11 protein-coding genes and 1 pseudogene are annotated in these 12,052 nt (G+C 71.4%); 6 read left to right on the top strand and 6 right to left on the bottom strand.

Going from position 1 to position 12,052, the window contains the following annotated elements; translation table 11 throughout:
• Positions 1–9 precede the first annotated feature (9 nt).
• Positions 10–1,707: a GTPase gene (locus tag HV826_RS05060; protein ID WP_176415865.1), complete on the top strand. Its 1,698-nt coding sequence runs from the start codon at positions 10–12 to the stop codon at positions 1,705–1,707.
• Positions 1,708–1,887: 180 nt separating this feature from the next.
• On the opposite strand, the pseudogene HV826_RS37985 reads toward HV826_RS05060, so the two are convergent.
• Positions 1,888–2,490, bottom strand: a pseudogene (locus tag HV826_RS37985) (M23 family metallopeptidase); the annotation flags it as partial.
• A 190-nt stretch (positions 2,491–2,680) separates the two neighbouring features.
• Here HV826_RS37985 and HV826_RS05070 point away from each other — a divergent pair.
• From HV826_RS05070 to HV826_RS05090, 5 genes are all read left to right on the top strand, one after another.
• On the top strand, positions 2,681–3,346 hold the full coding sequence (locus HV826_RS05070; protein ID WP_176415866.1) for a TetR/AcrR family transcriptional regulator: 666 nt from the start codon (positions 2,681–2,683) through the stop codon (positions 3,344–3,346).
• Positions 3,347–3,371: 25 nt separating this feature from the next.
• Positions 3,372–4,277: a sterol desaturase family protein gene (locus HV826_RS05075; protein ID WP_176415867.1), complete on the top strand. Its 906-nt coding sequence runs from the start codon at positions 3,372–3,374 to the stop codon at positions 4,275–4,277.
• Positions 4,278–4,406: 129 nt separating this feature from the next.
• Positions 4,407–5,996, top strand: coding sequence for a glucose-6-phosphate isomerase (locus HV826_RS05080; protein ID WP_176415868.1), 1,590 nt, complete (start codon positions 4,407–4,409; stop codon positions 5,994–5,996).
• Between the two features lie 91 nt (positions 5,997–6,087).
• Positions 6,088–6,858: an SDR family NAD(P)-dependent oxidoreductase gene (locus tag HV826_RS05085; RefSeq protein ID WP_176415869.1), complete on the top strand. Its 771-nt coding sequence runs from the start codon at positions 6,088–6,090 to the stop codon at positions 6,856–6,858.
• Positions 6,859–6,915: 57 nt separating this feature from the next.
• A complete protein-coding gene (locus HV826_RS05090) occupies positions 6,916–7,428 on the top strand; it encodes a hypothetical protein (RefSeq protein WP_176415870.1) in 513 nt (170 codons plus the stop codon).
• 39 nt (positions 7,429–7,467) lie between these two features.
• On the opposite strand, the gene HV826_RS05095 is transcribed toward HV826_RS05090, so the two are convergent.
• From HV826_RS05095 to HV826_RS05115, 5 genes are all read right to left on the bottom strand, one after another.
• Complete coding sequence (locus tag HV826_RS05095; RefSeq protein ID WP_176415871.1) at positions 7,468–8,496, bottom strand: cytochrome d ubiquinol oxidase subunit II; 1,029 nt, start codon at positions 8,494–8,496, stop codon at positions 7,468–7,470.
• A complete protein-coding gene (locus tag HV826_RS05100) occupies positions 8,486–9,829 on the bottom strand; it encodes a cytochrome ubiquinol oxidase subunit I (RefSeq protein WP_176415872.1) in 1,344 nt (447 codons plus the stop codon). The genes HV826_RS05095 and HV826_RS05100 overlap by 11 nt, the downstream gene beginning before the upstream one ends.
• A gap of 30 nt (positions 9,830–9,859) precedes the next feature.
• Complete coding sequence (locus tag HV826_RS05105; RefSeq protein WP_176415873.1) at positions 9,860–10,378, bottom strand: hypothetical protein; 519 nt, start codon at positions 10,376–10,378, stop codon at positions 9,860–9,862.
• The gene (locus tag HV826_RS05110; protein WP_176415874.1) at positions 10,375–10,779 is read right to left on the bottom strand and encodes a phage holin family protein; all 405 of its coding nucleotides are present in this window, start codon (positions 10,777–10,779) and stop codon (positions 10,375–10,377) included. The genes HV826_RS05105 and HV826_RS05110 overlap by 4 nt, the downstream gene beginning before the upstream one ends.
• A 131-nt stretch (positions 10,780–10,910) precedes the next feature.
• Entirely contained in the window at positions 10,911–11,939 is a 1,029-nt protein-coding gene (locus HV826_RS05115; protein WP_163779172.1) for an ADP-ribosylglycohydrolase family protein, read from the bottom strand.
• Positions 11,940–12,052: the final 113 nt, after the last annotated feature.

The following is a 12,052-nucleotide window of genomic DNA, read 5'->3' on the forward strand; positions in this document are numbered from 1 at the left end:
TCTCCCCACGTGGACGAGACGAGCCTGCCTGAACCCGATGCCCTGCGTTCCCTGCTGAAGACGGCCCTGGAGCTGCCCGCGCTCCGGCCGCATGCCGCGCGCCTGGAGCGGCTCGTGGACGACTATGCGCGCGGCGTGGCGCGCAAGGACGCCCCCCTGAGCGTGGCGCTGGTGGGTGCCACCGGCGCGGGCAAGTCCACCCTCCTCAACGCGCTGGCGGGGCAGGCCCTGTCGCGTGAGGGCGTCAACCGGCCCACCAGCACGGCCGCCACCGTGTTCGCGCCAGAAGGCACCCCCACGGACGCGCTGGCGGGCTCCGGCGCGCGCGTCATGACGTATGCCCCCGGCCCCCAGGGCCTGTGGGGCGGACAAATCTTCATCGACACGCCGGACCTCAACAGCGTGGCCACCACGCACCGCGAAGTGGCCCGCGCGGCGCTGGAGCGCGCGGATGTGGCGCTCGTCGTCATGCACCGCGGCAGCGTGGCGGAGGCCTCGCAGGTGGAGTTCCTCACGGAGTTCGCCCGCCGCCGCGCGCTCGTCTTCATCCTCAACTTCGCGGACGAGCTGTCCCCGGAGTCGCGCGACACGCTCAAGGCCCAAGTGCGCCGCGTGGCCTCCGAGCAGTACGGCCTGGCCCAGGAGGACGTGCCCGTCTTCGCCATCAGCGCCCTGTCAGCGAAGGACGGCCGGGACGTGTCCGGCGAGTTCGGCGCCCTGCTCTTCCACCTGCGCGGACTGGCCACGCAGGCGGTGGCCGCGCGCGTGCGCAAGACGAACGCGATGGGCGCGCTGGAAGAGGTGCACACGCGCGTGGAGGCCGCGTTGAAGGAGACGGACGAGACGCTGTCACGCACGCGCGCCGCGCTGGACTCGGGGCTGGAGAAGGCGGCGGAGGGCCTGCGCGCGGACTTCGACGCGCGGCTGCGGCTGGCGCACGGCCACCTGGCGGCGGAGGTGCGGCGTCAGGCGGGAGGCCGCTTCTGGGGGCCCGCGGCCTGGGGCCTGCGGCTGTCCCTCTGGGGCGCCAGCGGCTTGGGCGCCGCGGCGCTGGTGGGGCGGAGCAGCCTGCCCGCGGGGCTGGCGGTGGCCGCGGCCTCCACCGTGGTGGACGTGGTGCGCGGACACACACGCGCCAGGGCCGCGGAGTCCGCGGTGGTGGAGCCCTTCGAGGACGACTTCAGCGCCCAGTCCGCGGCGCGCACCGCGCTGGCGGAGGCGCGCAGCGTGGCACGCGCGAGCGGGCTGGAGCCGGCGCTGCTGGGCGTCCCCGACGTGGACACGCTGTTGGAGGAGGTGCGGGTGGCCCGGGCGGGCGCCTGGCGCTACACCGCCACCACCGGCGTGGCGGAGGCGGTGGCCGGCTGGTGGCGCACCGCGCGCTGGCTGGTGCTGCCGCTCATCAACCTGCCGCTGCTGGCCCTGCTGGGCCATGTGGGCTACCGCGTGGTGCGGGCCTACGTGGAAGGCCCCCTGCTGCCGTTGGACTACTTCGTCAACGCGGGGGCCCTCTTCATGCTGCTCGCCGGAGCGGGCGCGCTGCTGGCCTCAGCGAGTCTCGCTGGGGCCGCTCGCCGTGCGGGGACCACCGGCCGGGCGCGCTTCGTCGAGGCCCTGGCCGCCCTGGGCGGGAGGCTGGGAGAGGCCGTCGAGGATGCGCTGCGCCCCGGGCGGGAGGCCGCGAAGGGCCTGCTGGCGCTCCGGTGACATGGACACCACCGGCTGGCCCGGGGAGTGCGCGCCGCCGTTGCTCGCCATGAGCGACTGCGTGCCGTTGTCCTTGCAGATGGGCGCGGCCACGCGGGTGTCGCGCACCGGGTCCCCGTAGCCAGCGATGCGCGCCGGAACGGACGGGTTGTTCCAACCCTTGCCGCTCTCACGCGCCACCTTGAAGTGCAGGTGCGCGCCGCAGGCCCAGCCCGTGGAGCCGGAGAAGCCGATGAGCTGGCCTTCCTTCACCACGTCACCCGGCTTCACCACCACCGCGCTGAAGTGGAGGTACTGCGTCTCCAGTCCGTCGCCGTGGGAGATGACGACGTAGTTGGCGTAGGGCGCGAACTTCTCGTCACAGCCACCCTTGGTGCTGTCACCGCGAGACAGGCGCACCGTGCCGTCGCGCGCGGCGACGATGGGCGTGCCATCCGGCATGCGGAAATCCCATGCATGCGTGTCGTTGTGCTGGTGGCTTCCCGTGTCATGTCCCTGGCTCACCGTGTGGATGCGACCACAGGCGAATGGAACGCCTACTTCAGGCATTTCACCCACATCCGTGGGGGCAGAGGAAGGAACCGCGGGGGCCGAAGCCAGGAGAGAACCAAGGAGGAGGGCTGAGAGGTTCATATCGGGGCGCGGCGGAAACGGGGGCAAGGGGCGCGGGTATTTCCCTGCGGATTTTCGCCGCGCCTGTCTGCTGGACGACGCGGAGGGCCTCGGCACGCCCACCCTCCTGAAGAGCGTCATACCCGAGTCCCGAGCGAACGCCGCGCGCATGACAGCCAGGCCCCTGCCCGCCCGGCCGCTGGGGAAGCGGGCCTGACGCGCGTCGCGAGCGGCCACTTCCCTTTCGACGGGCCCATGTACGGGGACAGGCGGTGGCACACGCCACTGTGAGGGGCGCTCACCCCCCAGTCACAGAAAGTGACTGGTCACTCATTAAGTTCGGCATTATCCTGCGAGTCGAATGGCCGCGAAGAACCTTCCATCGGACGCGCCGGCCCGGCCTGTCCGCCGCACGCAGCAGGAGCGCCGTGAGACGACGCGGCGCAAGCTGCTGGACGCCACCATCGAGACGCTGGTGGAGCAGGGCTACGCCCGCCTGACGACGGTGGAGGTGTCCAAGCGGGCGGGCCTGTCACAGGGCGCGCTCTTCACCCACTTCGATACGAAGGAGGAGCTGCTCGCCGCGGCGGTGGAGCACCTCTTCCCTCGGCTCATCCAGGACTACCTGGCGGGCGTGGGCGCCCGGCCGTCAGGCAGGGACCGCATCGCGGCGGCGGTGGACATGTTGTGGGCCGCCTTCCAGCGCCCGGAGCTACAGGCCGCCATCGAGCTGTACGTCGCGGCGCGCACGGACGCGGAGCTGCGCGTGGCGCTGGCGGCGGTGGACGGGCCGCACCGGGAGAACCTGCACCGCGTGGCGCGCGAGCTGTTCCCCGAGGCCTCCGCGCACCCGGACTTCGACTCCATCGTGGAGCTGGCGCTGGACGCGGTGCAGGGCGCCGCGGTGGGAGGCAGCGCCCGGCCGGACGACCCGGCGCACCGGCGCATGCTGGATGCGCTCACCCACTTCATGCGCAACGCCTTCCTCCCCTCATTGGCGCGGCCTCGCCGCCGCGCCCGCTCCTGAGCTCGCCGACACCGAGGGTCCCACCATGGACGCACCACACATCCCCGACCTCATCGCCCTGGCCATCCCGGTGTTCGCCCTCACGGTGATTGCCGAGGCCTTCTGGGTGAAGAAGCAGCGGGACGAAGGCCGTCCCATGGTGGGCCACACCTGGAAGGACACCGCCGCCAGCCTCTCCATGGGGCTGGGCAACGTGGCCATCAACGTCCTGTGGAAGGGCGTGGCCTTCGCCGGCTACCTGGCGCTCTACCACCTGACGCCGCTGCGCATGGGCTTCGGCGCGCTGGCGTGGGTGCTCCTCTTCTTCGCGGACGACCTCTGCTACTACGCCTTCCACCGCGTCCATCATGAGAGCCGCTTCTTCTGGGCCTCCCACGTGGTGCACCACTCCAGCCAGCACTACAACCTCTCCACGGCGCTGCGGCAGACGTGGACGCCGCCCACCAGCTTCGTCTTCTGGGCACCGCTGGCGCTGCTCGGGTTCCACCCGGTGATGATTGTCGCGCAGCAGTCCATCAGCCTGCTCTACCAGTACTGGATTCACACCGAGGCCATTGGCCGGCTGCCGCGCCCGCTGGAGTGGGTGCTCAACACGCCGTCGCACCACCGCGTGCACCATGCGTCCAACCCGCGCTACCTGGACAAGAACTACGCGGGCATCCTCATCATCTGGGACCGGCTCTTCGGGACGTTCGAGCCGGAGGGCGAGAAGCCCGTGTACGGCCTGACGAAGAACCTGGAGACGTTCAATCCCGTGCGCATCGCCTTCCACGAGTTCGCGGCGATTACCCGCGACGCGGCGAAGCCCGGCTCCCTGAAGCAGCGCCTGAGCTACGTCTTCCGCAACCCGGCCTGGAAGCCCGACGCCCCGGAGGCGCCCCAGCCGTCCGGAGTCCATCCCCCGTCCGAAGCGGCCCGCCCCTCCGTGTGAGGTGTTGAGCACCCGGCCGTCATTGGCCCCATGGACGCGCATCGACACCGCCGTCCGGCTTCCCACCCGCGCACGGAGGCGCTAAGCCACCGGGCACTTTTCGCGACGCGAGAACTGCCAGGAGGAGCCATGACCGAGCGAGAACTGTGGGAGCGGTACCAGCGTTATCTGTGCGTCGTCCCGGCCTTGGACTTCACGCTCGACGTTTCGCGGATGCGCTTCCCGGCGGACTACCTGGAGCGGATGCGCCCCCGCGTGGAGGAGGCCTTCGACGCGATGGCGGCCCTGGAGAAGGGCGCCGTCTCCAACCCGGACGAGCAGCGCAAGGTGGGCCACTACTGGCTGCGCGCGCCGGAGCTGGCGCCCGAGCCCGCGCTCCAGAAGGAAATCACCGACACGGTGGCCGCCATCCACGCCTTCGCGAAGGACGTGCATGAGGGCCGGGTGAAGCCGCAGAAGGCGCAGCGCTTCACGCAGGTGCTGATTGTCGGCATTGGCGGCTCGGCGCTGGGGCCGCAGCTGGTGGCGGACGCGCTGGGCACGGCGAAGGACCCGATGCAGGTGTCCTTCTTCGACAACACGGACCCGGACGGCTTCGACCGCGTGCTGGCGCAGCTGGGCGAGCGGATGGCGGAGACGCTCACCCTGGTCATCAGCAAGTCGGGTGGCACCAAGGAGACGCGCAACGGCATGCTGGAGGCCGAGCGCGGCTACTCGGCGCGGGGCCTGGACTTCAGCAAGCACGCGGTGGCCGTCACCGGCGCCGGCAGCGAGTTGGACCGCCACGCGGAGAAGCAGGGCTGGCTGCGCACCTTCCCCATGTGGGACTGGGTTGGCGGGCGCACGTCGGTGACGTCCGCGGTGGGCCTGCTGCCCGCGCGGCTGCAGGGGCTGGACATCGACGCGCTGCTGAAGGGCGCTCGAGACATGGACGCGGCGACGCGGGAGCGGGACGCGCTGAAGAACCCGGCCGCGCTGCTGGCGCTCATGTGGCACTACGCCGGTGACGGCCGGGGCCACAAGGACATGGTCATCCTGCCGTACAAGGACCGGCTGCTGCTGATGTCGCGCTACCTGCAGCAGCTCGTCATGGAGTCGCTGGGCAAGGAGACGGACCTGGATGGCCAGGTGGTGAACCAGGGCATCGCCGTCTACGGCAACAAGGGCTCCACGGACCAGCACGCCTACGTGCAGCAACTTCGCGAGGGGGTGCTCAACTTCTTCGCCACCTTCATCGAGGTGCTCAAGGACCGCGACGGCGGCTCGCAGGAGGTGGAGCCCGGCGTCACCAGCGGCGACTACCTGCTGGGCTTCCTGCTGGGCACGCGGCGCGCGCTCTACGAGAAGGACCGCGAGTCGCTCACCCTCACCGTGCCGGACGTGAGCGCTCGCACGCTGGGCGCGCTGATTGCGCTGTATGAGCGCGCCGTGGGCTTCTACGCCACGCTGGTGCACATCAACGCGTACCACCAGCCGGGCGTGGAGGCGGGCAAGAAGGCCGCGGGCGTGGTGCTGGCGCTCCAGCGGAAGCTGACGACGCGCCTGCGCGAGGCCCGCGCGGAGGCCCGCACCGCCGAGCAGCTCGCGGCGGACATCGGCATGCCGGACGAGGTGGAGACGGTGTTCAAGGTGCTCCAGCACCTGGCCGCCAACCCGGACCGCGGCGTCACGCGCACCCCGGGGGCCACGCCGGCACAGGCGCGCTTCCAGGCGAAGTAGCGCGCGGCGCCGTCAGTCCCTCCGCACAGGACTCAACGCCCCGGCACCATGACGTCCCCATGAGCGGGCGGGCGAAGTAGAACGCCCGCCCATGGATTTGGAGCTCAGAGGAAAGACAGCCCTCATCACCGGCAGCAGCCGAGGCATTGGCCGGGCCATCGCGTCGGCGCTGGCCCGCGAGGGCGTGCGGGTGTGCCTCAGCGCACGCGGCGCGGAGGCGCTGGAGGCCACGGCGGCGCAGCTTCGCGCCGAGGGCGCGGACATGGCCACCGTGGTGGCGGACGTGGCCGCCCAGTCCGGCGCCGTGGAAGCGGTGGACGCGGCGGTGCGCGCCTTCGGCCGGCTGGACATCCTGGTCAACAACGTGGGCGGCAGCGGCGGCGCGGGCGCCTTTCATTCGGCCACCGCCGAGCAGTGGACCTCCGTCCTGGACCGGAACCTCCTGTCCGCCGTGTGGTGCAGCCAGCGCGCCGTGGAGGCCATGCGCCAGCAGGGCGGCGGCTGCATCGTCCACATCAACTCCATCTTCGGCCGCGAGTACGCCACCAGCGCGCCCTACACCACCGCCAAGGCCGGCATCACCGCGCTCACCAAGGAGATGGCGGTGGACCTGGCGCAGTACCGCATCCGCGTCAACGGCGTGGCCCCAGGCTCCATCCTCTTCCCCGGGGGAAGCTGGGACAAACGCCAGAAGGCGGACCCGGAGAAGGTGGCGAAGCTGGTGCGTGACGAGCTGCCCTGGGGCCGCTTCGGGGCCCCCGAGGAGGTGGCCGACGTGGTGGCCTTCCTCTGCTCGGAGCGCGCACGCTGGGTCACAGGCGCCACGCTGCCCGTGGATGGAGGCCAGGGCCGTGCCTTCTGAGCGAAAAGCCCCCCGTGCTCCGTGCTATGCAGGGGCCCTCCGAATGAGACTCGAAGCGTGCTGAAGCTCTACAAGAAGGAAGGCAACCGGCTCCGCTACTGGGAGGCCTGGGTGCATGACGGCGCACTCACCGTGCACCAAGGCCTCGTGGGCGAGACGGGCGAGGACCACCAGCTCCCCCTCCCCCCGGATGACGACCCGGACCTGGTCATCGCCGAGGCCGCGGGGCCCCTGGTGGACCAGGGCTATGACGAGCCGGATGCCACGACGATGATGACCCTCATCGTCCAGTACACCGTCGAGGGCAAGGGCACCGGCCACGACGTGGAGAAGCGCGTCGCCGTGGAGGAGCTGCTCACGGACGCGCTCGGCTGGACGGGCAATGGCGAGGTCGAAGGCGGCGAGCTCCAGGAACAGCAGCTCCGAGTCTACTGCCGGGTGATGGACGCCGACGCGGGCGTGCGCACGGCCCTGGAGGCCCTGGACGCCGAGGACCTGCTCGAAGGCGCCACCCTGCTCATCGCCAGGGACGACGAAGAGCCGCGGGCCGTCTGGCCCACGCAAGCCTGACGCACACCTCGCGGGCACCTCCGCGCCGAAGGCGGGCTTCTACGGCTGGTGTAGAAGATTCCGCCTTCCGCGCGTGGGCACGGGCCGGAAGACGCGGAACAGCAGCACCAGCGAGGGCACCACGACGGCCGTGCCCACGCCCAGCGCCACCAACAGCAAGCGCTGCGCGCCGGGGCTCGCCGCAGCGCCGTGCAGCGTGACGTCCGGCACCACCAGGAACGGGTGCTGCGAGGCGGCCCACCCCAGCACGATGAGCCCCGCCTGCACGGCCGCCGCGACACGGGCCCACTGGAAGCGACGCGTCCACAACAGCGCGAAGGACGCCACCGCCGCCACCGCCGTGCCCGCATGCAGCGCCAGGGCGAAGGGCGCGCGCAAGAGCCCCTCCCAGACGCGCGGCGCCCCCTCGCGCGCCAGCAGCAGCACCGCCAGCGCCGCGACGAAGACGGCCACGCCCGCGCCCAGCGCCCGGCGACGGAAGTCCTCGCGCAGCGCGGACTCGGGCGCTTCGTGCGTGAGGTACACCGCCGCCAGGAAGGCGAAGAGGCACAGCGCCAGCACACCCACCGACCACGAGAAGGGCGTGAGCCACGACGCGAAGAAGCCGCTCACCACCACCCGCCCCTCCACGCGGATGGTGCCGCCCACCACGGCCCCCACGCACAGGCCCAGCAGCACCGGCGCGATGACGCTGGCGCCACTGAAGACGAGCCCCCACTGCCGCTGCACCATGTCTCCGCGCGTGTCGTACGTCCGGAACGTGAAGGCCGCGCCCCGGAAGACGATGCCCAGGAGCAGCAACGTCAGCGGCACGTGCAGCGCCACGCTCAGCACCGCGAAGGCGCGTGGGAAGCCGGCGAACAGCAGCACCATGCCCACGATGAGCCAGATGTGATTCACCTCCCACACCGGGCCAATGGCGCGGGCGATGAGCGCGCGCTGCTCCGCCTTGCGCGGCCCCGAGGCCAACAGGTCCCACACACCTCCGCCGAAGTCCGCCCCACCGAAGAGCGCGTAGAGGACGAAGGTCCCGGCCACCGCGAAACCCAGCAACGCGTCAGTGGACATGGGCCTCACCTCCCAGCGGACCGCTGTCCCGCGAGGGCAGCGTGCCCGCCACCTGCCGCACCAGCAGGAGCACCACCGTCACCCCCAGGAACAGGTACACGGCGGTGAAGGTCCAGAAGGGCGCGGCCAGGTGTGGCACCGGCGTCACCGCGTCCGCCGTGCGCATGACGCCGCGAAGAATCCACGGCTGTCGGCCCCACTCCGTGACGAGCCATCCCGCCTCCATGGCCACCACGCCCAGCGGCCCCGACAACAGCCACGCCCACATCAGCCTCCGCCCGTGAGGCCACGCCTTCTTCCGCCACCGCCAGCCCAGCGTCACCAGCGCCAGCAGCGCCATGGCGCTCCCGGTGCCCACCATGACCTGGAAGGCCACGTGGACCTTCGCCACCGGCGGCCACTCGTCGCGCGGGAAGGCGTTGAGGCCCTTCACCTCCGCGTCCGGGTCCGCGAAGGCGAGAATCGACAGGCCCTTGGGGATGTCCACCGCGTAGGGCACCTCGCCCGTCTCCACGTTGGGGAGCCCACCCAGCCGCAGCGGCGCGCCGCGCTCCGTTTCGAACTGCCCCTCCATGGCGGCCAGCTTCACCGGCTGCGCCTTCGCCACGTGCTTCGCGGACAGGTCCCCCACCACGGGCTGGAGCAGCGCGGTGACACACGCCAGCGGCAGCGCCACCGACAGGGCCTTGCGGTGGAAGGCCGCGCCCGGGTAGCGCAGCAGCACGAAGGCGTGGATGCCCGCCATGGCGAAGGCGCTCGCCTGGTAGCAGGAGAGCAGCACGTGCGCCGTCTGGTACTGCCAGCCCGGGCTGAACATGGCCACCAGCGGCTGCACGTCCATGGGCCCCGACGCCGACGGCGTGAAGCCCGACGGGTGGTTCATGAACGTGTTCACCAGCGTGACGAAGAAGGCGCTGGCCGCGCCGCTCACCGCCACCATGACGCCGGAGAACAGGTGCATCCCTGGCGACACCCGCTCCCGCCCGTACAGATAGATGCCCAGGAAGATGGCCTCGGTGAAGAAGGCGACGCCCTCCAGGCTGAAGGGCAGCCCAATCACCTCGCCGTACTGCCCCATGAACTCCGGCCACAGCAGGCCCAGCTCGAAGGACAGCACCGTGCCACTCACCGCGCCCACCGCGAAGAGGATGGCCGTCCCCTTCGCCAGCTTCTGACTCAGCTTCTGGTAGTCCGCGTCCCCGGTGCGCCGGCCCTTCCAGTCACTGAGCACCATGAGGACGGGGAGCGCGACCCCCGCCGCCGCGAAGATGATGTGGAACGCGAGCGACATGCCCATTTGAGCCCGCGCATAGAGCAGGTCCGTCATGGGCATCAGAATGGTTTATGTCTGATTTTGTCGCAATTATGAGTTCTTATCAGCCCCCTGAGCAGAAGCGGGGACGCGGCGCGCGGGAACCAACGTCACCACGGCGTTTCGTGCGACAGCGGTGGCGAGCGCACTGGCGAAGATGAGAACGAGCTTTCGCCCCAGCTCCGCGCCCAGCGGACGCTGCTCCGCGCTGGAGGCCACACGGTCCGGATGCTCCCAGGCGCGCGACAGGGCCTTGCGGCGCTTGCGGCGCAGAATCTCGTCGCGGTGCCTCGCGCGGTAGATGGCGTACCCCACCCCCAGGCCCACCACCGTCAGCAGCGCGGCGCCCGCGGTCATCAACTCCGTGCGGTGTTGCCGCGCGTGGTAGCGCACGTCGAGCGCGCGCTCGCGTCGCCGGTCCAACTCCGCCAGCGTGAGCATCAGCTCGTCGCGGATGCGGTCCGCGGTCTCCTCCACCTGCTTGCGGCCCCCCATGCCCCGGGTGATGTGGTGGTCCTCGTGCCGCTCGATTGCCGAGGGCCCGCCTGCGTCGCGGCCGTTGCCATTCATTGCAGCGTCTCCCGCGTGAGCTGGTAGTCCGTCTTCAAGCGCTCCTGGGTGTGCGGCAGCGGCTTCTTGGGCACGCGCTTGCTACCCAGGAAGAGCAGGCCACCGGCGACCGCTAGCAGCACCACGCCCACCACCAGCACGCCCAGCGCCTGGGCCATGGGCAAGGCCAGCCCCAGCGCGACGAAGAGGACGGCCAGCGCGGTGAGCGCCAGCACCGCGCCCGCCCCCAGGAGGATGCCCGCGGTGCGCGCGGCCTTCAGCTCCTCACGCAGCTCCTTCTTGGCGTGCATCACCTCGGCGCGCACCAGCAGGCGCGTCTCCGCCAAGGCGTGCCGGATGAGCTCCGCCGTGGAGAGCGTCTCCAGTTGACTTCGCTCCAGGCGTTCCGATTCGAGATCCACGACGTGCGCCTCCCATGCCTGCCTGGCATCCTTGCGGCCCGCTCCTTCGCACAAGGTGGGCAGGACGCTCCCTCCAGTGAAGCCCCGGGGGAATGCACGCCGACGGCTGCCCGCCTGCCCAGCCCTCGCGCTCAGCGGCGGCGGCGGTGCGACAGGGCGGTGGCCAGCGTCTCGCGGACCTGATGGGCGCGGAAGAGGCGGTCCGCCGTATCCACCAGGTTTTCGGAGTACAGCACCTGCTTGCGCAGCCGGGCGGGGATGGCGCGCGTCCCCAGGTGGGCGCCCAGCAGCGCGCCCGTCAGCGCGGCGGCCACGTCCGCCTCGCCGCCGCAGCGCAGCGTGAGGGCCACCGCCTCCCGGAAGTCGTGTGGCACCTTGAGGATGGCGTACAGCGACGTCAGCAGCACCGGCACCACGTGCGGCGGCAGCCCGTCCACGCCCTTCAGCTCGCTGGGGGGCACGCCCACCTTGCGCAGCTGCGTCAGCGCGCGCGCGGTGTCCCAGGTGAGCAGGCGCGGCAGGTGGCGCACCTCTTCGGCCAGCCCCTTGTCGTGCACGGCCGCCGCCAGCGCCAGCTCCTCGCAGAAGGCCGCGGGCGTCAGCGGCTCCTCTTCCATGCCCAGCGCCGCGGCCTGCGCGAACGCGGCCGCCGCCGCCGCGCACACCGGGTCCTTGTGCGTGATGATGGTGAGCACCCCGGCGTCATGCGGCAGGCGCGCGCGGTGGCCGCTCTCCAGCAGGCCCACCACCAGCGCGCGGCTGAGCACCGAATGGCAGCGCGTGCCCAAAGACGCGCCCGCGCTCATCCACGGCACGCCGCTGGCCAGCCGCTGCAGCGCGTCCGACAGGCTCTTGGGCGGCTGGAGGATGATGCCCTCCTGCCACAGCCACGCCAGGTGCGCCGCCGCGCTGCGGCCCTCCACCTTGCCCTCGCGGATGACGCTCTCCGCCGCCGCGAGCAGCAGCTGCGTGTCGTCACTGAACTGGCCCTTGGCGAACTTGCCGCGCGGACGAGGCGCGAAGTCCTCGGCGAGGCCGGGGAGCCGCGCGAGGCTCGCCGGTGGGATGCCGCGCAGCGGAAAGCCGAGCGCATCACCGATGGCGAGGCCCACGAACGCCGCATGGAACCTGTCCTGGCGCTCGGCGGGAGTCAGCGGCATGGGGTCGTGGAGATTAACCGAGGCTCAGGCCAGGACGGCCAGCGAGAAAGGAGAGAAACCCATGAAACATGCGCGAGCCGGAGCGGGAAGAATCATGCCGGGGCTTGACGAGC

It is taken from the genome of Myxococcus sp. AM010 (assembly GCF_013372585.1).
GTDB classification, from domain to species: Bacteria; Myxococcota; Myxococcia; order Myxococcales; family Myxococcaceae; genus Myxococcus; species Myxococcus vastator.